The sequence below is a fragment of the Myxococcus sp. AS-1-15 genome (assembly GCF_020037055.1).
In the GTDB taxonomy this organism is placed as follows: domain Bacteria; phylum Myxococcota; class Myxococcia; order Myxococcales; family Myxococcaceae; genus Myxococcus; species Myxococcus fulvus.
On the sequence record NZ_JAIQDF010000004.1, the window covers coordinates 172,240 to 195,855 of the forward strand.

General features: G+C 71.4%; 19 protein-coding genes. 8 read left to right on the forward strand and 11 right to left on the reverse strand.

Features of this window, described 5'->3' with window-relative positions; all coding sequences use genetic code 11:
- Positions 1-3 precede the first annotated feature (3 nt).
- The 4 genes from rpmB to K8625_RS13875 are packed head-to-tail and all read left to right on the forward strand — an operon-like array spanning position 4 to position 3,547.
- The gene (gene rpmB, locus K8625_RS13860) at positions 4-195 is read left to right on the forward strand and encodes a 50S ribosomal protein L28 (RefSeq protein ID WP_043403428.1); all 192 of its coding nucleotides are present in this window, start codon (positions 4-6) and stop codon (positions 193-195) included.
- A 16-nt stretch (positions 196-211) separates the two neighbouring features.
- Positions 212-1,186 carry an N-acetylmuramic acid 6-phosphate etherase gene (locus tag K8625_RS13865; RefSeq protein WP_223782982.1) on the forward strand — a complete coding sequence of 325 codons (975 nt, stop codon included), beginning with the start codon at positions 212-214 and terminating at the stop codon, positions 1,184-1,186.
- A gap of 10 nt (positions 1,187-1,196) precedes the next feature.
- Positions 1,197-2,351 (forward strand): anhydro-N-acetylmuramic acid kinase, encoded by a 1,155-nt coding sequence (locus K8625_RS13870; RefSeq protein ID WP_223782983.1) that lies wholly within the window; start codon positions 1,197-1,199, stop codon positions 2,349-2,351.
- Complete coding sequence (locus K8625_RS13875; RefSeq protein ID WP_141332904.1) at positions 2,348-3,547, forward strand: ATP/GTP-binding protein; 1,200 nt, start codon at positions 2,348-2,350, stop codon at positions 3,545-3,547. Before K8625_RS13870 ends, K8625_RS13875 begins: the two co-directional genes overlap by 4 nt.
- A gap of 21 nt (positions 3,548-3,568) precedes the next feature.
- Here K8625_RS13875 and K8625_RS13880 read toward each other — a convergent pair whose 3' ends face one another.
- On the reverse strand, positions 3,569-4,654 hold the full coding sequence (locus K8625_RS13880) for a DUF4388 domain-containing protein (protein ID WP_223782984.1): 1,086 nt from the start codon (positions 4,652-4,654) through the stop codon (positions 3,569-3,571).
- Between the two features lie 32 nt (positions 4,655-4,686).
- On the opposite strand from K8625_RS13880, the gene K8625_RS13885 reads away from it, so the two are divergent.
- The 3 genes from K8625_RS13885 (at position 4,687) to K8625_RS13895 (ending at position 8,565) form a co-directional block, all read left to right on the forward strand.
- Entirely contained in the window at positions 4,687-5,622 is a 936-nt protein-coding gene (locus K8625_RS13885) for a metalloenzyme (RefSeq protein ID WP_223782985.1), read from the forward strand.
- 20 nt (positions 5,623-5,642) lie between these two features.
- Entirely contained in the window at positions 5,643-6,569 is a 927-nt protein-coding gene (locus K8625_RS13890) for a hypothetical protein (RefSeq protein WP_223746795.1), read from the forward strand.
- A 139-nt stretch (positions 6,570-6,708) separates the two neighbouring features.
- The gene (locus K8625_RS13895) at positions 6,709-8,565 is read left to right on the forward strand and encodes an ATP-binding protein (RefSeq protein WP_223782986.1); all 1,857 of its coding nucleotides are present in this window, start codon (positions 6,709-6,711) and stop codon (positions 8,563-8,565) included.
- Positions 8,566-8,576: 11 nt separating this feature from the next.
- On the opposite strand, the gene K8625_RS44445 is transcribed toward K8625_RS13895, so the two are convergent.
- From K8625_RS44445 to K8625_RS13915, 4 genes are all read right to left on the reverse strand, one after another.
- Entirely contained in the window at positions 8,577-9,443 is an 867-nt protein-coding gene (locus K8625_RS44445) for an OmpA family protein (protein ID WP_223782987.1), read from the reverse strand.
- Between the two features lie 144 nt (positions 9,444-9,587).
- Positions 9,588-11,273, reverse strand: a complete 1,686-nt coding sequence (locus K8625_RS13905) for a TldD/PmbA family protein (RefSeq protein WP_223782988.1) — start codon at positions 11,271-11,273, stop codon at positions 9,588-9,590.
- Between the two features lie 174 nt (positions 11,274-11,447).
- Complete coding sequence (locus K8625_RS13910; RefSeq protein WP_305070650.1) at positions 11,448-12,767, reverse strand: nucleotide sugar dehydrogenase; 1,320 nt, start codon at positions 12,765-12,767, stop codon at positions 11,448-11,450.
- A 67-nt stretch (positions 12,768-12,834) separates the two neighbouring features.
- Complete coding sequence (locus tag K8625_RS13915) at positions 12,835-14,910, reverse strand: alginate lyase family protein (protein ID WP_223782989.1); 2,076 nt, start codon at positions 14,908-14,910, stop codon at positions 12,835-12,837.
- A 204-nt stretch (positions 14,911-15,114) separates the two neighbouring features.
- Here K8625_RS13915 and K8625_RS13920 point away from each other — a divergent pair, with 204 nt between their 5' ends.
- Positions 15,115-16,125, forward strand: a complete 1,011-nt coding sequence (locus K8625_RS13920) for a histidine kinase dimerization/phospho-acceptor domain-containing protein (RefSeq protein ID WP_223782990.1) — start codon at positions 15,115-15,117, stop codon at positions 16,123-16,125.
- A 195-nt stretch (positions 16,126-16,320) separates the two neighbouring features.
- Here the strand turns inward: K8625_RS13920 and K8625_RS13925 are convergent, their stop codons facing one another.
- The 6 genes from K8625_RS13925 to K8625_RS13950 are packed head-to-tail and all read right to left on the reverse strand — an operon-like array spanning position 16,321 to position 23,493.
- On the reverse strand, positions 16,321-18,867 hold the full coding sequence (locus tag K8625_RS13925) for a response regulator (protein WP_223782991.1): 2,547 nt from the start codon (positions 18,865-18,867) through the stop codon (positions 16,321-16,323).
- A 9-nt stretch (positions 18,868-18,876) separates the two neighbouring features.
- The gene (locus K8625_RS13930) at positions 18,877-19,437 is read right to left on the reverse strand and encodes a chemotaxis protein CheW (protein WP_141323265.1); all 561 of its coding nucleotides are present in this window, start codon (positions 19,435-19,437) and stop codon (positions 18,877-18,879) included.
- 7 nt (positions 19,438-19,444) lie between these two features.
- A complete protein-coding gene (locus K8625_RS13935) occupies positions 19,445-19,852 on the reverse strand; it encodes a two-component system response regulator (protein WP_141323264.1) in 408 nt (135 codons plus the stop codon).
- A complete protein-coding gene (locus K8625_RS13940) occupies positions 19,849-21,453 on the reverse strand; it encodes a methyl-accepting chemotaxis protein (RefSeq protein ID WP_370640331.1) in 1,605 nt (534 codons plus the stop codon). Before K8625_RS13940 ends, K8625_RS13935 begins: the two co-directional genes overlap by 4 nt.
- A 28-nt stretch (positions 21,454-21,481) precedes the next feature.
- Complete coding sequence (locus K8625_RS13945) at positions 21,482-22,933, reverse strand: protein-glutamate O-methyltransferase CheR (RefSeq protein WP_223782992.1); 1,452 nt, start codon at positions 22,931-22,933, stop codon at positions 21,482-21,484.
- Complete coding sequence (locus K8625_RS13950; protein WP_074957366.1) at positions 22,930-23,493, reverse strand: chemotaxis protein CheW; 564 nt, start codon at positions 23,491-23,493, stop codon at positions 22,930-22,932. Before K8625_RS13950 ends, K8625_RS13945 begins: the two co-directional genes overlap by 4 nt.
- Between the last annotated feature and the right edge of the window lie 123 nt (positions 23,494-23,616).

Genomic DNA, 23,616 nt, shown 5'->3' on the forward strand with positions numbered 1-23,616 from the left:
GTCATGGCGTGGAAGTGTGACATCTGTGGCAAGCGTCCGCTCGTCGGCAACAACGTCAGCCACGCGAACAACAAGACCAAGAAGCGGACCCTCCCGAACCTCCAGAAGATTCGGGCCAGCGTCGAGGGTCGCACGGAGCGCGTTCTGGCCTGCACCCGCTGCATCAAAGCGGGCAAGGTGACCAAGGCAGCTTGAAGTCTGGCGCTCGGGGGTGGGTTCCTCTCGCGCTTCATTCACGAAACTCCCTCCCACCGAGCGGCTTCACCCCCGCGCGGACGGCCTGGATCTGCTTTCTCTCGGGTCGGTCGTCCGCCGGTTACATGACGAGGACGTTGTCGCCGTCCGTGCGGTTCGCCCCGCGCTGCCCGCTGTCGCCCGAGCCGCGACCGCCGTCGTGGCTGCGTTGCGGGCGGGCGGACGGCTCCTCTACATCGGCGCTGGCACGAGTGGACGTCTCGGCGTCCTCGACGCCAGCGAGTGTCCTCCGACCTTCGGCAGCGCCCCCACCCAGGTCCAGGCCCGCATCGCGGGTGGACGCCGGGCGATGACGCACGCCGTGGAGGGCGCCGAGGACGACGTCGAGGCGGGCGTCCGGGACGTGGCGGACTTCGCCGCGAGCCCCCGGGATGTCGTCTGCGGCATCTCCGCGAGTGCTTCCACTCCCTATGTCCGCGGCGCGCTGCGCGAGGCGAAGCGGCGAGGCGCCCACACGGTGCTGGTGTGCTGCAACCCGCCTGGCACTCGCGCGGACGTGGACACGCTGGTGCTGGCGCGCACGGGGCCGGAGCTGGTGGCGGGCTCCACGCGGCTGAAGGCCGGCACTGCGACGAAGCTCCTCCTGAATGCCATCACCACCGCGGCCTTCGTGGCGCTGGGCCGGGTGTACCGGGGACGGATGGTGGGCATGCGCCCCGTCAACGCGAAGCTGCGGGCCCGCGCCGCGCGCATGGTGGCCGAGCTGACCGGGCTTCCCGGCGAGGACGCGGAGGCGCTGCTCGCGAAGGCCCGGGGCGAGGTGCGGGTCGCGGTGGCCATGGCCTTCACGGGCCTGGGCGCCCGGGAGGCCCGGAAGCGTCTGGAGGAGAACGGCTTGCGCGCGCTCGGCCGCTCCGGACGTAAGGGCGAGCACGCATCGGCCGCCCGCCTGCCCGCTCCCCGAAAGCGGCGTGTGGGGACCGGACCTTAGACTTGGAGGCATGCGCCTTCCGCCTCCCCTCTCCGATTCCGAGCGCCCGCGCCTGTGCATCGGGCTTTTGTCCGGCACCAGCGCGGACGCGGTGGAGGCCGCGCTGTGCGAAGTGACTGGAACGGGCGGCGGCGCGCGGCTGCGGCTGTTGTCCCACGTCTCGGCGCCCTTCCCTCCGGACGTGGTGGCGCGGATGCTGGGGCCCCAGGACGCGCACTCGCTCAGCCGGCTCGACTTCGAGCTGGGGGAGTACTTCGCCCGCGCCGCGCTCCAGGTGATGGAGCAGGCGGGCGTGGCGCGCTCGGACGTGGCCGCCATCGGCTCCCACGGCCAGACGATGGCCCACCATCCCCCGGGCACCACCGAGGTGCCCTCCACCCTGCAGATCGGCGAGCCGTCCGTCATCGCCGAGCTGACGGGCCTGCCCGTCGTCAGCGACTTCCGCACCCGGGACGTGGCCGCCGGGGGCCACGGCGCGCCGCTGGTGCCCTACTTCGACTGGGTGGCCTTCCGCGGGCTCCAGGCCCCGCGCGCGCTCCAGAACCTGGGCGGCATCGCCAACGTGTCCGTCGTCGGGCCCCTCCTGGACGACACCTTCGCCTTCGACACCGGCCCCGGGAACATGGTGCTGGACGGCCTGGCCCGGCGCGCGACGCACAACCGCCTCGCATGTGACCTGGACGGGACGCTCTCCGGCCAGGGCCGGGTGATTCCAGAGCTGCTCGAGGAGCTGCTCACCGACGACTTCCTCGCCCGGCCGCCTCCGAAGAGCACCGGACGTGAGCGCTACGGAGACGCACTGGTGGAGCGGCTCTGGACGATTCACCCGGACCGGGCGAATGACCTGCTGGCCACCGCGTTGGAGCTCACTGTGGAGAGCACCGCGCGCGCCTACGAAACCTGGGTTTTTCCCCGAGCGCCGGACCTGGAGGCGATGTACGTCTCCGGGGGCGGTACACGGAATCCCCGGTTGATGGCGCGGCTCGAAGCGCGACTGGCTCCCCTCCCCGTGCGCCGGCTTGATAGCCTTGGATTTCCAGAAGGCGCGAAGGAAGCGGCCTTGTTCGCCCTGCTGGCCGCCGAGTACCTCGTGGGAACCCCCGCGAATGTCCCGTCCGCAACTGGCGCGAAGCGTCGAGTCGTTCTAGGAAAGCTGACACCGTGAGCAGCGTGAACCTGATGGCCCGCGAGGTGGCCGCCAAAATCGTCTTCTATGGACCTGGCTTGTCCGGGAAGACGACCTCGCTGCGGAAGATCTACGAAACCGTCCGGCCCGCGCACCGGGGCGAGATGATGTCCATCGCCACCGAGGGGGACCGGACCCTCTTCTTCGACTTCCTCCCCGTGAAGGTGGAGCGCGTCGGGGACTGCTCGGTGCGGCTGGCGCTGTACACCGTGCCCGGCCAGGTCTTCTACAACGCGACCCGGAAGCTGGTGCTCCAGGGCGCCGACGGCGTCGTCTTCGTGGCGGACTCGCAGCCGGAGGCCATGGACGCCAACCGCGAGTCGCTGGCGAACCTGGAGGAGAACCTCTTCGAGCACGGCATCCGGTTGGACCGCTTCCCGCTGGTGATGCAGTGGAACAAGCGCGACCTGGACCACGTGCTGCCCGTGGAGCAGCTGCGCCAGGAGCTCAACCCGCGCGGCGTGCCCGACTTCGAGACCGCGGCCACCAACGGCCGGGGCGTGCTCGACACGCTCAAGGCGATCACCCGGCTGGTCATCAAGGACCTGCGCGCCAAGCGCATCGTCCCGCCGCCCCGCCCCGTGGCGCCCGCCGGCGGCGCTCAGCCCGCGGGCCTGGAGGCCCAGCTCGCCCAGCACCTGCAGCACCGCCAGCCCCCGTCCGCGCCCCCCGTGGCGATGTCCGGCGGCCACGCTCCCGCGATGGCGGTGATCCCCAACACGCCCGTGCCGCATCGGCCGTCGGGCTCGTTCCCCGCCATCGCCCCTCCGCCCCGCGTGGAGCCGGTGACGCCGCCGCCCGTGGCGCCCGCCGTCATGGCTCCGGCCGTGGTGGCCCAGCCCGCGGGCCCCAAGCTGCTGGGCGCCGCGAGCGCGCTGGCGCCGGGGGACTTGTTCGACCACGCGCGCGCCGCCGAGGCCGCGTTCATGGCGGGCAACTACTCCACCTGCGTCACCGCGTGCACGGACGCCATCCGGCGCGCGCTGGCGTACGCGGGTGAGGGCACGCTGGCGCAGCAGGCGTTCCTGCTGCGGATGGATGGCGCGGACCTGCTGCGCGTGCAGGGCCTCTCCACCCAGTCGCACCTGCGCGTGGACGACGCGGCCTTCGCGCTCTACGTGCTGATGCAGTCCTTCGCGCGGCTCAACGCGGTGGGCCTGCCCGCGTCGGAGTAGGCCGCGCCCCGCCGCCCCTCTTCAGCGAGGGGCGGTGAGCTGGAGCAGCCCCATCCGGAGCAGCTTCGCCAGCGTCTTGAGCGTCTCCAGCTCCCGCGAGGGGCTGGCCAGGACGATGGTGGACACATCCCACGTCCCGCTCACCAGGCCCGCGATCTGCCGCTCCTCGGGCTTGAGCAACGCCATGCCCTGAGGGTCGTGCACGACGACGGGAATCAGGAGCGGCGGCATGTCCGAGTAGAGCGCGGCCACGTGCTCGCGCTGCACCAGCCGGGCGAACTCGCGCACACGCCGGTCCGCGGGGTCGCTCGCGAGCAGGGACGCGCAGACGATGCCCGCCGCGTCGTACTGGCCCTCGCGCATCAGCACCGCGCCCTTCTCCAGCATCTCCGCCACCGGGTCCGCCTCCACCTGCGGCGCGCCCTCCACCTCCACCAGCTTCGAGCGGAGCAGCTCGTACACCCGCCGCGTCACCGACGAGCGCGACACGCCCATCGACAGCCGCAGCCGCCCCAGGTTCTGCGGCGTGGCGCACAGCCCCAGGATGATTCGGTGCATCAGCGGCTGGCTGGGGCTCGGCGGCGCCAGCGCGCGCACGCTGAGCGCGTCGATGGGCAGCGCCTTGTCCACGTCCGGCTGCTCATCCACCCAGCGCAAGGACTCGAAGAGCAGCTCGCGGATGCCCATGTCCGACGGCACCCAGTCCTCACCCGAGCGATCCGCGTCCTCCGTCCAGTGGAACGTGCCGCGCCCTGCAATCGTCAAGTCCGTCATCGCCGCGAACAGCTCCTCGCGGCCGAGGTCGCGAATCCACCGGGCCTGGATGCCATGCACATCGAAGGCGGCGTCCACGTCGGGCGTGCGCGACAGCTCATCGAAGGAGGCGAGCACCTTGGTGCCCGAGGCCAGCTTCGCCAGCGCGAGCAGCCGGGCCACGCGGCCGCGCAGCCCCTCGGAGGCGGTGGCCCCCACCTGGCCGGAGAGCAGGAAGAGCTTCCGCTCGCCGGCCTCCCAGGAGAGCTGGAGCGTGCCCGTCTTGCGGGAGCTGTCCAACCATTGAAGGAACTCGGGAAGCGGGTAGCTGAAGAGGTCGCCGTGGAGGGCCATGCGGTATGCGTTCGAGGATACAGTCACGAGCCGTGCGCGTCGCGCTCCTCTTCATCGATGGCGTGGGCATCGGCCGGAAGGACCCGGCCATCAACCCGCTCGCCCACCGCGAGCACCTGCTTTCCCGCTTCCAGGACGCCCCCAGCCCCCCGCTGCCCGACGGCGGCCTGTGTATCCCGGTGGACACGACCTTCGGTGTGCCCGGTCGGCCCCAGTCCGCTTCCAACCAGACGGCCATCCTCACCGGAGAGCCCGCGCCCGCGCTCCTCGGCCAGCACGTGCTGGGCTACCCCAACGCGGCCCTGCGCGCGCTGCTCGCCGAGCGCTCCATCGTCAAGCGCCTGCGCGCCGCCGGCCGTGAGGCCACGTTCGCCACCGCCTACCCCGCCGCGTACCTGGACGCGCTCGAGGTCCCCCGGCGCCCCACCACCTCGCCCCCGGAGTTCACCCCGCCCCCCGAGGCCCGCCGCCGCATGAAGCCCTCCGCCGCCAAGCTGGCCTTCGCCGCGGGCGACGTGCCGCTGCGCACGCTGGAGGACGCACGCGCGGCGGACGGCCTCACGCCCGACATCACCGGCGCCCACGCGCGCGCCTTCGGACTGCCCGCGCCCGAGCGCACGCCCGAGCAGGCCGCGGACATCTTCTGGCGCGTGGCGATGGGCGCGGACTTCACCTACTTCGAGCACTACCTCGCGGACGAGGCCGGACACGCCCAGGACTTCACCGCCGCCCACACCGCGCTGGACACCTTCGACGCCTTCCTGCGCGCCGTGCTCGCCACGCGCCCCGCCGACGCGCGCCTCATGGTGTGCAGCGACCACGGCAACGTGGAGGACCTGTCCACGCGCGGACACACGCTCCACCCCGTCCCCGTGCTCTACTTCGGGCCTCCATCGCCGGAGGTGGAGGCGCTCTCCACCGTCGCCGACGTGGGACGCACGGTGATGCGCTGGCTGGCAGTGGAGTGACGCTCGTGACGAGGGGATGGATGCGCGGACAGGGACGAGCGGGCCTCTTCGTCGTGGGGGCGGCCCTCATGGCCATGCTCGCCGGATGTCAGGCCCCGCGCCGCAGCACGGTGGACATCTCCCCCGCCGCCGCGCCGGGCGCCCTCGCGAAGACCACGGCCCTGCCCACCTCCAGCGGCGCGCGAATCACCCTCGAGTTCCAGCCGCGCGACACCGCCGCCGCGGACCAGGTGCGGCTGGCCGTCGAGCGCGCCCTGCCCCGGATGGCGCGCTGGGGCACGTTCGATGACTCGGTCTCCATCATCATCCACCCCAACCACGCCGCCCTGGAGCGCGCCGCCAACCGCCCCAACCACGACTTCCTCAGGGCGTGGGCCCGCTACGAGCAGATTGAACTGCAGAGCCCGCGCACGTGGACGCTCCTGGGCGCCAGCCAATCCCAGGTGGACGAGCTGCTCCTGCACGAGCTCACCCACAGCCTGATGTACCAGGTGGCCTCGGACCGGCTGGGCTGGACGCGCAAGCGCATCCCCCTGTGGTTCCGCGAGGGCATGGCCTCGTACACCGCCGAGCAGGGCTACCGCACCGCGTCCCTGGAGGACCTGGCCCGCTACTACGGCCTCCATCCCCAGGCGGACCCGCTGGCCCAGGCGGACTCGCTCTACCGACGCGAGAGCGACATCGTCTACAGCGCCGCCCACCACGCCTTCACCTTCCTGGTGCGCCGCTACGGCGAGCCCGTGGCCCGGGGCGTCCTGCGCGTCATGAGCCAGGGCCCCGACTTCCCGGAGGCCTTCGCCCAGGCCGTGGGCCTGTCCCAGGAGGCCTTCCTCCGGGACTTCCGCCGCTACGTCCAATGGCGCGGCTTCAAGGGCGGCCGCCTGCTCCGCCCCTACTCCTTCCCCACCCCGGACCACCTCACGCTCCCGCCCCCTCCCTCCCTCTGAGCCCTCCCCCTTCGCCCGGTTGAAATATTCAAAACTGCACACTGGATGCAGAGAACAAACCAGTGGCATTATTCCGGCGCGACTGAAATCCACGTGACGGGTTGGGGAAGCCCGTGCGGGGAGTGTGGAGGGGGTATCGATGACGGAGCAGCCGCGGAACAGCCCGGAGCTGTCCGCCGATGCAGCGGACTCGAGGACCTTGCTGGAGCGACTCCAGCGGTCCGCCGACGTCCTGGAGAACCTCAGCGGAGCGCGGGCCCCGGAGCTGTCCGAGGGCACGTCCGCGGCGTTGCGGCAGGAGGCCGCGGCGCTGCGACGCATGCGTGGGGAGCTGGGGCTCTTGCTCAAGAGCTGGTCGCTGCTCACGGACACGTCCCAGAAGCTGCTCAACCTGCCTCCGGACGAGCTGGAGTCGGGGGTGCGCGCGGCGCTGGAGGTGTTGGGACGGAACATCGACGCGCAGCGCGGCTACGTCACCCTGCTGTCGGAAGACGGCGAGCACCTGTCGGAGGCGTACGAGTGGTTCTCGCCCGGCATGAAGGCCCATGGGCTCGCGCAGCACCGCGGCCGCTCGCTGGTGGGCTTCCCCTGGTCGCTCGATGAGCTGCGCGCGGGGCGCATGGTGACGGTGACGGACGCGGGCCGGCTGCCGCCCGAGGCCGTCGAGGCGAAGCGCGTCTGCGCCCTGCTGGGCGTGCGCTCGTACATCACCGCGCCGCTGCTGCTCGCCGGAAGGCTGCTCGGGTGGATGGGCTTCGACTCGGTGGACGCCGCGCGCGAGTGGACGCCCGAGGAGCGGCACCTGATGCGGCTGACGGCCCACGTGGTGGTCAGCGCGGTGGACCGCAAGCGCCGGGACGCGCAGCTGTTGCAGGAGAAGGAGCGCGAGCAGCGCGCGCAGTCGCTGGGCATCCTCGCGGCGGGGCTGGCGCACGAGATCAACAACCCGCTGGCGTACGCGACGGGCAACCTGGAGTACCTGCGCGAGCGGCTGCCCGACGTCAGCGAGCCGACGGACGCGGAGTGCCTTCAAGTCCTGGACGAGGCGCTCGAGGGCACGCTGCGCATCCAGCGCATCGTCGCGGACCTCAAGGCGCTGTCCTCCACGCAGGTGGAGGCCACGGAGCCGGTGGACCTCAAGGCCGTCACCGAGAGCACGCTGCGGATGGCGGCCAACCAGCTCCGCCACAAGGCGCAGGTGGTGAGGGACTACGGCGAGGACGAGCCTCGGGTCCGGGGCACGTCGACGAAGCTGGGCCAGGTGCTGCTCAACCTGGTGCTCAACGCGGCGCACGCCATCCCCGAGGGCCACGTCTCCGAGCATCGCATCACCGTGAGCCTGCGCACCGACGCCACCGAGGTGCGGCTCGCCGTCTCCGACACGGGCTGCGGAATCGCTCCAGACGTCCTGCCGCGCATCTTCGACCCCCTCTTCACCACGCGCCGCGCGGGTGAGGGCATGGGCATGGGGCTGGCCATCTGCCGCGACATCGTCACGGCGCTGGGAGGACGCATCGACGTGCGCAGCGAGCCCGGGCGAGGCACCACGGTGGAGGTCACCCTGCCGCGCGCCGAGGCCCCCGTGCCGCTCGCCCCGAGTCTCCAGTCCCTCGCCCGCTCCGAGGGCCGACGGGTGCTGGTGGTGGACGATGAGCCGCGCGTGCTGGACCTGATGCGGCGCTTGTTGCGCGGCCACGAGCTGGTCACCGTGCCGGATGGACGCGCGGCACTGGCGCGACTGCGCGGGGACAGCGCCTTCGACGTCATCCTGTGTGACTTGATGATGCCGGAGCTGACGGGTGTGGACGTGTACCAGGCGGTCCGCGACTCCTGGCCGGGCCTGCACGAGCGCATCGTCTTCATCAGCGGCGGCGCCTTCACGCCGGAGACCAAGCGCTTCCTCCAGGAAGTGAAGAACCCGGTGCTCGCCAAGCCCTTCGATGCCCGGCACCTGCGCGACGCGGTGATGGCCGTGGCCCTCCCCCCTCGGGACTGAGGGCCTGGGCGTCAGGGCGGCGACGACTCCACGAGCAGTTCCACCCGGCGGCTGCGCGCCATGCACCCCGGGGTGCCGTCATTGCACGGAGGCAGGTCCGCGCCCTGGGTCTCCAGGACGAGCCGCGCACCCTCGATGCCAAGCGCCTGGAGCTTCGCGGCCACGGACTGCGCGCGGCCCAGGCCCAGCGAGGCGTTGACGGACTCGGGACCGAGGATGTCCGCGTGTCCGCGCAGCCGGACCCGCAGCCGCGGCCCCCGGTGGAGACACTCCGCCGCGCGCAGCAGCGAGGCCTCCCCTTCCGCCGAGAGCCGGGTGTCGAAGAAGGCGAAGAAGACGGGCTCGAGCTCGCAAGACACGGCAGGCGCGACGACCTCCGCGATGGACGCGGTGGCGGGACGCTCGGGCGAGAGTCGACGCGCCTCCGCGAGGACCTCGTCGACGACACGCGCGGCCACTTCGTCGGGGAGCGGCGTGTTCACCACGGGGCCGTACTCGATTCCGACGATGGCCTCCTGAGGCTGTCCCAGGAGCATGAAGGCCGGGCGCTGCTGCCAGTGCAGGGTGACCCCGTCGCGCTCGTAGGCCGTCGAGGTGACTCGCACCGTGTCACCAGGACGCGCGTCGATGGTGACGCGGCCACGCATCACGAAGCGGTACGCATCCACGTACGAGAAGACCGACGAGCGCCCCTCGTACACCACCGACACGTCGAGCCAGCGCAGCCCCAGGGGCAGCACGTGTCGAGGACCCGCGCCCCCCGTGGACGGCAAGGTCCGCCCATCCAGCGTGTAGTCCACGGAGACGAGCGCCCAGAATCCGTCCTGGCTGAGCCTGTCATCGTGCGCCAGCTCCAGCCACGCGTCCCCGGTCGCCACGGGCTCGGCACCCGCGTCGCCCGCCACGAGACTCGCGAGCAGGAGGAGACACGCCGCGAGCGCCCCCCTCCCCCATGGCCGAGGCTTGAAGGCACGCACGCCACCGCCAGAAGCGCATTTCGTGGCCCCCCGCATCGGCGTGACTCAGGGCTTCGCGGCGGGCGGCGGAGCCTGCTGCGCCGCGGGGCTCGGGAGGAGGGGCGGACGGTCCTTGCCCTCCACCGCGCGCTGCAGCTCGATCTCCTGCAGCAGCGCCGCCGGCGCCACCGTGGACACCGGCACGTTCCCGCTCTCCGCGCCGCAGAAGCCGTTGAAGATGCCGCGCTTCTGCCCCGTGGCGATGATGCGGTTCACCGCGGACAGCGGCGTGCCGACGATCTCCACGCCACGCACCAGCGTCTCCTTCCCCGTCTTCACGTCCACCCGGTACACCATGCGCGGTACGCCCTTGAAGGCCTGGTAGCCATAGCTGGACGTGTTCGTGTTGCCACCGGTGATGTCGCGGATGATGAGGCCGTACGGCTTGCCCTGCTTCTTCGCCTCGTCGATGAGCATCTGCTTGAGCTTCTCGTCGCTCACCTGACGCGTGCTCTCCACCATGAGGTTCGCCATGCGCGCCACCGGCTTGAGCGTGCCCTGGCTGCGACCGTGCCCGTTCGACCGGAGGAAGCCCTCCACCGGCCGGCGTCCCAGCAGGTAGTTGCGCAGCACGCCCTTCTCCACCAGCGTCACCCGCTGCCCCTTCACGCCCTCCTCGTCGTAGAGGTAGTAGCCGTTGAGCGGCTCCCCCGCGAGCGAGCGCTGCGAAGGGTCATCATGGATGGACAGGAATGAGGGCAGCACCAGCTTGCCCACCTGCCCCTTGAAGGTCTTCCCCTCGTTGTCGCCGTCCTGCCGGTCTCCCTCCAGCCGGTGGCCCACCGTCTCGTGGAAGAGCACGCCGGAGGCCTCGGGCGCGAGGATGGCGGGGCCCGTGTACGGGTCGATGGCCGGCGCCTGTCGCAGCGCCAGCAGCTCCTCGATGACCTTCGCCGCGGACTGACGGATGCGCTCGTCGTCCGGCAGCCCCGCCTCCGTGGGCGCGTAGAAGTCCCGCGAGTCATCCAGCAGCTGTCCGTCCGGCGCCCGCGTCACCGCGGAGACGTGGAGCCCGTACAGCGTCTCCTCCGTCACCAGCCGCGTGCCCTCCGTGGACACGAACAGCCGCGTCACCTTGTCGGCGGTGATGCGCACCTCCGAGTCGAACAGCTCCGGATGCGCGTTGAACTGCGCGGACACCTCGCGCGCCACCTTCACCCAGCGCGCCCGGTCGAACGGACGGGCCACCGGCGGCTGGACGAAGGTGCTCGGCTTCTCCTTCGTGAAGGAGGCGGGCCGCTTCGGGTCCTCCACCGAGTACACGTCCTCGCCCTTCTTCTTCAGGAACTGGAAGAGCGCGGACTTGTACTTCTCGTCCGTGAGCAGCCACAGCGACGTGCGCAGCGCCAGGGGCGAGTCATCCAGCGGCCCCTCCTTGCGCGCCGTGTAGCTGGTGCCCTTGGTGGAGAAGGAGAACTCCAGCCCTTCCGCGACGGAGCTGTCGAAGGCGTAGTCGCCCACGCGGGCGTCGACGTACAGCCGCCGCTCCCGGTAGCCGTCGTCCATGAAGATGGCGCCAAAGCGCGCGGCCACGACCTCCTGCTCGTAGTCCTTGAGCTGGTAGCTCATGAAGTACGGTGGCTCGTGGCTCTGCAGCTTGAGCTGTTGTTGGTTGCGCGAAAGCTCGCTCGACATGGCGTCGAGGAGCACCTGGCGCGAGTCGGTCTGCGCGGGTGCCGCCGCCAGCAACATGGCCGAGGCCACCAGCAGGGGGAGAACGGGTCGGGTGAGGGCTGTCACGCCCCCCACTGTACCCAAACCACCCCGCAAGACGAGCAGGTCCGCTGACTCCAGGTGCCCCTCCCGACACCTGGAGTCGCGAACCCCTGCCCGGAGGGTCGACTTCCGGGCCCAGGCTCGTCTGCCTTACGCCTTCGTCACCTTCTCGCGGCCCTGGGGCACGCCCTTGGTGGCGTTGCGCGTGTCAATCACACACGTCGCGTTGGCCACCACGGCGGCGTAGTCGATGTTGGTGTGGTCCGTGAGGATGAGGACCGCGTCGTACTCGCCGAGCTTCTCCGGCTCGAGCGGGACGGACTTCATCTCCATGTTGAAGCCGTGGCCCTTGTGCAGCTCCGGCACGTACGGGTCGTGGTAGCTGAGCTCCGCGCCCTTCTCCGCCAGCAGCGTCATGATGCGCAGGGACGGACTCTCGCGCATGTCGTCGATGTCCTTCTTGTACGCCGCGCCCAGGCACAGCACCTTCGCGCCGTTGAGCGTCTTCTTCGCCTTGTTGAGCGCCTCCATGGTGCGCTGCACCACGTAGTACGGCATCTGCCAGTTCACCTCGCCGGCCAGCTCGATGAACTTGGTGTGGAACTCGTACTCGCGCGCCTTCCACGTCAGGTAGAACGGGTCGATGGGGATGCAGTGACCGCCCAGACCCGGGCCCGGGTAGAACGGCTGGAAGCCGAAGGGCTTGGTGCTGGCGGCCTGGATGACCTCCCACACGTCCACGTTCATGCGGTCGCAGAGCATCTTCATCTCGTTGACCATGGCGATGTTGACGCAGCGGTAGATGTTCTCCAGCAGCTTGGCGAGCTCCGCCACGCGCGTGGAGGACACCGGCACCACTTCCTTCAGCGCGCTGCCGTACAGCGCCGCCGCGACCTCGGAGCACTCGGGCGAGTAGCCACCGACGATCTTCGGAATCGTCTTGGTGTTGAAGCTCTTGTTGCCCGGGTCCTCGCGCTCGGGGCTGAAGGCCAGGTGGAAGTCCACGCCCGCCTTGAGGCCGTTCTTCTCCAGGATCGGCTTGAGCACCTCCTCGGTGGTGCCCGGGTACGTGGTGGACTCCAGGATGAAGAGCTGACCGCGGCGCACGTGCGGCGCGAGCGACTCACCCGTCTGGATGATGTAGCTCATGTCCGGCTCACGCGAGGCCGTCAGCGGCGTGGGCACGCAGATGATGACGCAGTCCAGCTCCTTGGACCGGGAGAAGTCCCCGGTGGCCTTCAGCTTGCCCGCCTTCGTCAGCTCCGCCAGCGGCGCGCTGGGGATGTGCTTGATGTAGCTCTCGCCCTTCTCGATCTTGTCGAGCTTGCGCTTGTCGACATCGAGCCCCACGACCGGGAAGCCGGCCTCGGCGAACGCCATGCCCAGGGGAAGACCCACGTACCCCAGCCCCACCACACCGACCTTCGCCTCCCGCCGACGAATCCGCTCCAGCAGCGGGCTGCCCACCATCACCCTCATCGTCCTCACCTCTCCTGATGCGACGTGCCGCTGAGCGGTCACGCCCCGACCCGAACACTCACCTGAAGACCACGACCCACTTCAAACTCGACGGAGGCTTCACCTGCCCCCGGAACTCCACCGTCACCGCGGGCACCACCCGCCCGTAGCCGGGCGAATAGCGCGAGGGCACCACCTGCGACTCCAGGCCCTCTTCCAGCAGAATCCATGCGAGCGGCGCCCCCTCCGGGCCCAGCTCCACCGCGACGGGCGCGAACACCAGCGGCTCCTCCGCCGCGCGCTGCGCCCGCGCGAGCACCTGCGCGTCCGGCGTCACCCGCCGGGCCTGCTCATCGGGAAGATGAAAGCGTCCAATGACCTCGTGAGACCCGGTGCCGATGAAGGAGTCCCGCCCCGCCAGTGAGCGCTCGCGCCGGTCCAACCGGAACGTGCGCTCGATGCCGACCGGTGCCGGCAGCAGGCGGTAACCATCATGGCGGACCCGCAATCTGTCCACGGTGGTGCCAGGAAGGAAGGCCACCACGCGCGCTTTGGCTTCCTCGGGCAGCGCGAACAGCCGGGCCTGGTCGAGCGTGGCCTGCTCCGCGCCATCCACCTGCACGGTGTTGTGCGCGGAGGTGCCACGCAACGCGTTGCGCATCGCCGGGTCGCGCGTGTACGAGCCCGTGCCCGGGTCGACGATGACGGGACAGCCGCCCAGGTGCAGCTCGAAGGAGAGCTTGTCGTTGTGGCTGTGGCCGCCCACCCCGCGCTGGCCCTGCTTGCCCGCGCTCACGGTGACGACGGCGCCCGCGCCGCGCAGCACGTGGAAGCCGCCCTCCGGGAAGCTGATGGACCGCGGCGCCGCGCCGGGTGACAGGCGCTGGTAGCGCTCCAGGCCCACGTGCCCGAGCAGCCACGCGGCCTCGTCCGGGAGCTCGCCGCCCGCCAGGGACGCGTCTCCGAAGAGCGCCGCGCCCAGGCCCACCAGGTAGCCCTGCTCCAGGTCGCCGCGGTCTCGCAGCGGGAAGACGCGGCCGGAGTCGTTGTCGCCAATCTGCGGCGCCAGGCCCGTCTCGGAGGACCACGCGCGCACCGCGTGGAACATGCGCTTGAGCCGCGTCTCGTAGGCCGTGCCCAGCGCCACGCCCGCGCCCCGCGCCACCAGCAGCGCCAGGGTGAACAGCTCCACCGAGAGACGGTGGTAGGGAATGGAGCCCTCGAAGGAGGTGCCCTCGACGTGGACCTGCGCGGACATCTGCTCGCACAGGCCGGCCACCGCCAGCGCCACCTGGCGCGAGGCGCCGGGCAGCTCCGGGAACAGCAGGCCGACGACGAGCAGGCCCACGTGGTTGGAGACCAGGTGGTTGTTGGGCACCGCGCCCCGGTCCTCGAGGTGGGCCTCCACCCAGGACATGTGGTCCGCGAGCGAGCCGAGCAGCGGCACCAGGAACTCCGCGCGGCGCACCTCGGGCGCGTCGGCGAACATGGCCAGGGCCTGCGCCAGGTTGGCTCCGCGCAGCGCCACCTCCATGGCACAGGACCACTGCACGCCCTGCCCCACGGGATTGGCCTGGAGGAAGTCGAGCACCTGCATCACGAAGGCGGAGGCCAGCCGCGAGCGCTCACGGCGAGAGGTCTCCACCCAGTAGCCCTGCGCCAGCGCGATGGCGCTGTCGAGCCGCCCCATCACCCAGGGGTACTTCGGGTCATTCCCCTTCGACAGGAGCGGCATCCGCTCCACCGGCGCCAGCGGATAGCGGTGGCCGCTGAGCACGTCGAGCGACCAGTCCACCGGCTTGCCCTCGCCGAAGACGACGCGCGTGCCGAAGACGTCCCACTCCTGACGGAGCGCGGCCTGGGCCCGTGCGATGGCGCGCTCACGCGCGCCTCGAATCGTGGAGAGCGCGGCGAGCACGGACTCGCGCTGGGACACCTCGCACCATGCGCGCGAGGTGCGGCTGTTGAGCGCCTTCTGGGCCAGCTCCTCCGCGCGAGTCACGCCGAACGCGCTCAACAGCCGCACCTCATCGGTGCGCTCACGCCGTCGGTATCGCGCCTGCCGTGCCACGCCCTGCACACGCCGCACGGCGCTGAGGGCCAAGGCCCCCGGAGCCAGTCTGGCGATTGCCGCGTAGTAGTCGAGAGTCCCCATCAGTCCCTTCCGCCGCCCGTCGCAGAGGCCGTTAGCAAGGGTCCGGCCAAGGGGGCTCTCCGAGGAGTTGAGCGGGTTTGGGCGATCATCCCGCCCCGCGGGACGGTAAAAAGTCGGGAGGTCGCCGAGGAGCATGGGTAAAGGATTGCCGGGTGTCGGCGCCTTGTTTGCCCACCCTGGGCAGTGTTGCGCCCTGGAGGTGCCGTGCCCATACCTCTGCGCGTGCAAGTGGGTGCTCGGAGTGGGCGGAGCGTCGACCCGGATGTCGACGCGGGGGTGGAACAGGCGCTCGTGGCGGTGGCCGAGCGGGCCCTGTGCCGTGGTGCCCACGCGGGCATGGAGTTGTTGCTGCGCGAGACGCTCCGATTGACGGGGGCCTCCGGCGCGGCGCTCTTCGATGGACGCGTCTGCGTGGCACGCGTGGGCACGGGCATTCCGCTTCCCATGTCCGGTGGTGGACGGATGCTCAAGGTCTGGCCCGAGCGCGCGGACGGCGCGGTGCTCGAACGGCTGTCCGCCTTCGGGAGCGCGCTGCTCGCGGTGCGTGCGCGGGAGTCGGCCGCGAACGCACGTCATACGAAGCTGCTGGCCCAGCGCCGGGAGCTGGAGCGCGAGGTGGCCCGGTGGGAGCAGCGCCGCTCACACGCCGCCCATGACCTCAGGACTCCCTTGATGGTCATCAAGGGCTATCTGGACATGATGATGAAGGGCATCGCCGGGCCGATGAACCCGACGGTGCAGCGCTACCTGGACCGGATGATGCGCGCGGCGCAAGACCAGCGGGCGCTCATCGACCATCGACTGGGACGCGGAGCAGTCACGGACCTGCGGCCCTTGTTGCACACGGCCTTCGGTCCCGCGTCGCGACACGCGCAACGGTGCACGGTGACGATGGCGCTGCCGGAGCGTCCCCTGCTGGTGAAGGGAGCCCGCATCGAGGTGGAGACCTGGATGCGGGCGATGGCGCGCGGGCTCGCGTCGACGCGCGCCACCGCGATGGACCTCCAGGTCGAGGCGTTCGAGCCGACGAGCAGCTGGCGGGTGCTCGCGATGACTCGGGGCGGAGAGACTCCCTCGGCCAAGGCCCTCACACGGATGAGGGAGCTGACGCGCCGGCTCGGAGGAACCCTGGAGGTGCCGACCGACGAGGAGCCGCGCTGGGTCGCGCGACTTCCGGCGGAGCTCGGACCTCCCGGCGCCGCCGTCACGGGCTGAGCGATTCGCGGGCCCGCCCGCTCCCAGCATCGCGCCTCCACCCGACCATCTCGCGAGTCGCGCGTCGGGCCTGCCTGGAACGGCCGGGCGCGACGCCCCGGCCGCTGCTCGGCATGAGCGCCTTTCCATTCCGACGCGGGGCTCACCGCCACGGGTCGGGACAGGGCACCGAAGCCGATTCCGCGACTCGAGCCGCTACGCCGCGTTCGCGGGCAGGAGCTGTCGCACCAGCTCCAGCAGCCTGCCGCGCTCCACCTCGCGCTTGACGAGGTAGCCATCCGCGCCCGCCTCGAGTCCCGCGGCGCGGTCCTCGGGGCTGTCGAGCGAGGTGACGAGGATGATGGGCGTGGAGTGCAGCGTCGGGTGCGACTTGATGCGCCGCGCGAGCCCGACGCCGTCCAACCGGGGCATCTGCCAATCGCTCACCACGAGCTGGCACGACGTGCGCTCCAGGATGCCCCAGGCCTCCTCGCCGTCCGCCGCCGTCACCACCGGGAAGCCGGCGATCTCCAGCAACGACTTCATCGCGAAGCGCGTCGTGAGCGCGTCGTCGCACACGAGGATGCGCGGACGACGCGACTCCGTCGCCATCGAGCGCGTCTCCGGCCTCGCCGCGCGCACGAGCTCCGGCGCGTTGAGCACCGGCACCACGCGTCCGTCATCCAGCACCGCCGCGCCGGCCAGATGCCGCACGCTCTGCAGATGCTTGCCCAGCGAGCGCACGACAATCTCCTGCTGCCCCACCACCTCGTCGATGGCGTACAGCACCTTGTCCCCACCCACGACGACCAGCGCCGCCGTCTGCACGCGGCCCGACTCGATGGCGAGCGGCAGCCGGGGCAGCCCGATGGCCTCCGCCAGCGGGAGGAACGTGAGCTGCGAGCCATCCACACGCGCCACCACGCGCCCGGCCACCGTGCCCACGTCGTCCGGCGTGAGGCGCATCACGCGCTCCACGCTGTCGGACGGAATCGCGGACACCGTCGTGCCCGTGCGCACCAGCAGCCCCAGCGCCGCGGCCAGCGTCAGCGGCAGGTCCACGGTGAAGCGCGTCCCCCGCCCGGCCCAGAACTCCACATCCACCGAACCCTGGAGCCGCGCCGCCGTGGCCTGCACCACGTCCAGCCCCACGCCCCGGCCCGACGTCGCCGTCACCTGCTCACGCGTGGAGAAGCCCGGCTGGAACACCAGCCGCGCGGCCTGCGCGTCGGACAGCTTCGCGGCCGCGTCCTCCGTCAACAGGCCCCGGCGCACGGCCGTGGCCCTCACGCGCTCGGGAGACAGCCCGTAACCATCGTCCTCCACCACCACGGCGATGCGCGCGCCCCGGGGCTCCACGCGCACCGTCAGCCGCCCCGTCTCGGACTTGCCCGCCTGGCGGCGCTCGTCCGGCGTCTCGAGCCCATGGTCGATGGCGTTGCGCACCAGGTGCAGCAGCGGGTCCTTGAGCGCATCCAGGATGCGCCGGTCCAACCGGACCTCGCCGCCCGCCAGCTCCAGCGCCACGTCCTTGTTCAGCCGCGCGGACACCTCGCGCACGGTGCGACGCAAGGGCTCCAGCAGCTGCGAGGCGGGCACCATGCGCAGGTCCCGCAGGTCATCGCGCGCCACCTGCGCCACCAGCGCGAGCTGCTCGCTGTCCCGGTGCGCCTCGCGCGACACCTCCAGCAAGCGCTTCTGCATGCTCCGCATCAACGTCACGCCCGAGCGCAGTGAATCCAGCGCCGCGCCACCGCCTCCCGCGAGCGTCAGCTCCGACGCGGCGCGCTCCAGTTGACGCAGCACCTCGTGCGTCCCATCCGACAACGCGCGGTAGCTCTCCGAGCGCCGCGCCTGCTGGGAGCGCCCCGCCACGAGCAGCTCCACCTGGAGCGCCAGCGAGTCCAGCGTCTTCACCGCCACGCGCACCGTGTGGTCCGTCGAGGCCCGGGCCTCCTGCTGCACGGGCGCCTGCTGCGCACCGGACGCGCCGTTCTCCACGGCCACCGGCACCGCGCGCAACGTCTCCACCGCGCGCGCCACCGCTTGCGGCGGCCGCTCGTGCTCGAGCTGTCCGCGCAGGTCCACCAGCGTGCCCGCGACCTCGGAGGCCGCGAGACTCGCCGCGTCGCCTCCCGGCTCCATGCGCGCGAACCCCAGCGCGGCGGCCTCGGACAGCGTGGCCAGCCGCGCGGAGCCGGCCTCCAGGGCCTGCACCTTCAGCCCGCGCGCCCGCTCCATCGCCTTGCGCACCACGGCCGCGCGGTCCGGCACGTCCGGCGAGCACAGCGCGCCGAGCGCGGCCTCCAGGAACTCCAGCGCCTCCAGCCCCTTCGCCGCGAGCCCGGACAGCACCGCGGCCGACTCGGGCAGCACCACGTCGCGGCCCAGCGACTTGAGCAGCCCGGCCAGGCCATCCACCTGGGGCGCCTGTCCCGCGTCGCCCCGGGCCATGGCGGCCTCGATGCCGGACAGGCCGCGCAGCATGGACTCCACCGCGTCGCGAGGAAGGCCGTCATCCGTGCGGATGTGGGCCAGCCCGTCCTCGATGGCGTGCACCACCTGCTCGATGTCGTCGAGCCCCAGGCTCGCCGCCGAGCCCTTGAGGCTGTGCACCAATCGCTTGAGCGAGGGCAGGAGGTCCGCCTCGCGCTCGTTCGAGGGGCCCTCCAACCCGAGCACCTTCGCTCCGATGGCTTGGATCTGCTCACGCGTCTCCGCGGAGAAGACCGGCCAGATGCTGCGCAAGAGCTGCGGATCCATGTCGCGCCCCTATTCCTGCGCCTGCCGTCCCGCGGCCGGGCCCCCGAGCTGCTCCAGCTCCAGCACCGTCAGCCGGTCCGGAGTCAGGTACAGGAAGGGTCCCGGCGGGGGCTGCGAAAGCTCCGACTTCGGCAACTCCTTACGCCCCTCCACCGTCTCCGCCGCCAGGCCGAAGCACTCCTCGTCCACCTCCACCACCACGATCTTGCCCAGGTCCGACATGCCGCCGCCCTCCAGCCCCAGCAGCTGGCGGAGGTCCAGCACCGGCACCACGCGCGAGCGGCTGGCCAGCGCGCCCAGCACGTGCCGCGGCGCCCCGGGCAGCGAGGAGATGCCACGCGCCTCGAGCACATGGTCCACGTGCTCGATTCGGACCGCGTAGCGCTCCCCTCCCACCTGGAAGGCGAGCACGGACAGCACCTCTTGATGCTCCTCGTGACGAGACTCGGCCAGGGCGCGCGCGCGCGCGCCGAGCACCTCGCGGCGCTTGTCCACGCTCACCCCGGTCGTCCCGAGCTGGGGCCTGGGCCCCGTGGAGTCCTTGCTCACCTTGACCTCGTCACCCGGCATGGGCTCGTCACTTCGTCGCGGGCAGCTTCAACATGTCACGCACCTTCGAGCGCAGGTCGTCCACCGACACCGGCTTGTTGAGGAAGGCGCTCGCACCCACCAGTTGTCCCTTCTTGCGACTCGCGTCGTCCTTCAGGGAGGTGAGCAGCATGAAGGGCGTGTCATGCAGGTTGGAGTCGGCGCGCACCGCCGCGCACAGGGCGAAGCCGTCCATCTCCGGCATCTGCACGTCGGAGATGATGAGGTCCGGCCTGTACTCGCGCGCCTTGTTCAGCCCCACCGCTCCGTTGGGGGCGTCGACAAACTCCAGGCCCCAGCCCATCAGGTAGACCTGGAGCAGATTGGTGATGGTCTTCGTGTCCTCCACGATGAGGACCTTCAAGGACTTTCGTTCCGTCGCCACATTCACATTCATAGCTGGTACCTACCCACCAGGTCCGAGAAGCGCTTCGAGAGATTGGTCAGGTTTCCAGCCACCTGTTCGATGCGTCGCGTCCCGATGACGGAGTCTCCCATGGCCGACGTCAGCTCGCCCATCGCCGCGGCGATCTGCTCCACGCCAATCGTCTGCTGCCGGGTATTGCCCGCGATCTGTCGCGCCGCACCGGACGATTCGCGAATGACTTCGGACAGTCCGAGGATGGCGTTGCCCGCGCCGCGCGCCAGCTCCATCGCCGCCTGCGCCCGGCGGCTGCCTTCTTCCGTGGCCGTGACGGCCGCGCGCGTTCCCTTCTGCACTTCGTTGAGAAGTCCGCGCACCTGCTCCGCGGCCAGCCGGGACTGCTCCGCCAGCGTGCGCATCTCCGTGGCCACCACCGCGAAGCCCCGCCCGTGCTCGCCCGCCTTCGCCGCCTCGATGGAGGCGTTGAGCGCCAGCAGGTTCGACTGCTCGGCCACGTCCTTCACCGTGCTGATGATGTCGCCAATCTGGAGCGTGCGCTCGTTCAAATCCGTGATGGAGAGCGCGATGGCCTTCACCTGCTCGCCCAGCTTCTCCATGCCGGACACGCTCTCCGACACCACCTTCTGGCCTTCGGCGCTGAGCGTCTCCGACTTCTGCGTCTGGGAGATGACCGAGTCCGCGTAGGCCGTGGCCTGCTTGGAGGTCTGGGCAATCTCCGCCACCGTGGTGCTCGTCTCGCTGATGGCGGACGCCTGCTGGTGCGCCATGGCGGACTGCTGCGAGGACGTCGTCAGCACACCCGCCGCCTCCTTCTCCATCTCCGCCGCCGCGCCCTTCAGGTCCTCGAGCAGGTGCGCGAGCCCCTCCGACATGGCCGCGAAGCTGCGCGACACCGCGCCAATCTCGTCGTTGGCCTCGGTGTCGAAGCGCTGGCGCAGGTTGCCCCCGGCGATTCCCGCCGCCGCGTGCGACAGTCGCTCCAGCGGCACGACGAGCAGCCCGGACAAGAACCACGACGCCACCAGGCACGCGGCCAGGATGAAGACGCCGAGCACCAACGTGAAGCGCGTGGTGCCTCGCAGCGCGTTGGTGAGCGCCTCCTCGTGGAGCGCCACCTGCACGGTGCCCACCCGGCGCGAGGCGCCTGCCTGCGGCGCCACCACGGGGGTGGAGGACTCCACCACCGCCTCGTCGTTGATGACCAGCCGGCGCTCCACCGCGGTGTCTCCCTCGGCGGACGGCTGATCCGCGCCCGCGAAGCGCTCCGCGGCGACCTCCGCGAGCAGCTCGCCCTTCGCGTCGCGGACCAGCACGTAGGCCACGTCCGGGACGTGGCGCAGGACACCGTGCGCCGTGGACTGCAGGCGGCTGGCGTCCGGGCTGGCCGACAGCATGGGCGTGAGCGTCTTCGCCAGCTCCTCGCTCACCGCGTGCGAGCGCCGGGACAAGTCCTCCCGCTGCGCGTTGCTCATCTGCATCCAGAAGGCGAGCACGAGGATGCCCGCCACGAGCACGCCCGTCACGCCCGTGACGGCGACAATCTTGAAGCGCAGGCTGAGGCGGCCCATCGCGAGCAGCCCTGGCAGCGTCAGCTTCGTCTTCTCGAGGTCCACGTTGACTCCCACGGGCGAAAGCGCGCCGCTAGCGCGCGCCCTGCCATCCAGCCTGAGTTCTGGGTACCAGGGCCTGTCGCAGGCCGCCGGCGGTCATCGTCTCCACCCCACGCAGCGGGTGTTCATCATCCAGCCCGTCGAGCGAGCGCAGCGCGTTCTGTCGCGCGCGCTCCGCGTCCTCGGGCCGGTCCATGCGTCCGTAGAGCGCCACCAGCGTCGCGTGGCCGAGCGCCAACCGGGGCTCCAGGTACAGCGCCTTGCGCACCGCCTCCACCGCGCCGTTCAAGTCCCCGCGCCCCTCCGCCACCATGGCCAGCAGCAGGTACGCCTCCGGCACCAACGCCTTCGCCGCCTCACGCGCGAGCGCCTCGGCCTCCTCGAAGCGGCCCGAGCGGGCCGCGTCCAGCGCGCGCTCCATGGGCCCCGTGGCGCTCCCGCTCGAAGCGGGCACGGCCTGCGGGCCCCGCGCCTCTCCCGCGCCATGGGGTTTGTGCGGGCCCGTGGCGATGGCGGACAGGCTCACGACGGGCATCTCGGTCCCCGAGGGCGTGCGCGCCGGTTGGGTCGAGCCCCCCTCCCCCAGCGCCGAGGGACGCGCCGCGGCCCGCGCCGCCGTGCGAAGCAGCGCCTGGGCCGCGTCGCGCACGGCCCGGGGCGTGGGCGGCGCGGGCCGCGTCCAACCCGGAGGCGGCACCCTCAACGCCACGCTGCCCTCGGCATCCACCGTCTCCAGCCCCAGCCCGTTGGTGAGCGGCACCTCGGCGGGCGACACGAACAACAGCCCGCCCGGCGCGAGCACGGAGACGAAGTGCGTGAGCACCTGGCGCACCAGCTCGGGCGGGAAGTAGATGAGGACGTTGCGGCAGAAGATGGCGCTCGGCGCGCTCACGGGCGGCGGCTCGTTGGCCAGGTTGTGGCGGCGGAACTCCACCGAGCGGCGAACCTGCGCGACGACGGAGAGCTGATCGCCCTGCGGCTCCAGGTAGCGGCGCTCCAGCTCAGGCTCGATGTGCCGCAGCGACCACGGGCCGTAGAGCCCCGCGCGCGCGCGGTCCAGCGCCCGGTTGGACACATCCGTGGCGAGCACCCGGAAGCGGCCCTCGGGGACGCCCGCCGCGAGCAACGCCATGGCGATGCTGTACGGCTCCTCGCCCGTGGCGCAGCCCGCGCTCCACACCTGGAAGAACGGCCCCGCCGGCGGCACGGCCAGCCGCGCCAGCGTGCGCAGGTGCTCGGGGTGACGGAAGAAGTACGTCTCGCCGATGACGGCGTGCTCGATGAAGGTCTCCACCGCCTGCGCGTCGCGGCGCAACAGCCCGCGCAGGAACGACGCGGGCGCAAGGCCCCGCGCCTCCGACGAGCGCGCGAGCGCCGTCTCCAACGTGCGCCGCAGGCTGTGCGCGAGCGTCAGGCCGCAGGCGGCCCGGAGGACCTCCTCCACCTGGATGAGCGTCGCGTCATCGAGGACGGCCTCGCTCACGCCCCCTCCGACCCCACCAACACCGCCGAGACGCGCAGCAACGGCCGCACCCCTTCGGGCGTCCGGCACAGGCCCGCCATCAACCCCGTCCGGTCCCACGGCAAAGTCACCGTGCCATCGGGAGTGCCCTCCACCAACGTGGGCGCCTCCACCAGATCCCTGACACGGTCCACCAGCACGGCCACCGGGCGCGCGCCCTTGCAGATGACCAGGTGCGCATCCAGCTCCGGCTGCCGCGTCACGCCCAGCAGCACCGCCAGGTCCACCGCGACGGCCGGGTTGCCTCGATAGATGAAGGTGCCCGCGACATGGGGCGGCGCCCCCGGCAGCGGCTCCAGTTCCACCAATCGCACCACCTCCTGCACGGCGTCCGCCGCGAGCAGCGCGCTGGTGCCCGCCGCGTCCAGGGTGAGGAAGAGCCCCGGCAGTCGCAGCTCTCCCGACAGGGAGATCAACTCCTGACGCAGCCGCGCCTGCTCGAGCTCCAGCGCACCCAGTCGCTCCTCGACGGAGGCCCGGCGCACCTGTGTGTCCACGGGGTTGTTGGGGGTGTCTGCCATGGGGACGGCCCCGCCCGCTTCAGCCCTGGCGCGCGGGTCGACTCACGCTAGTCCGGGCCAGGAATAACCGTCAATGCGGGGTCAAACTGACCGTCCCCCATAGGACGCGGCGGATGTGTGTCC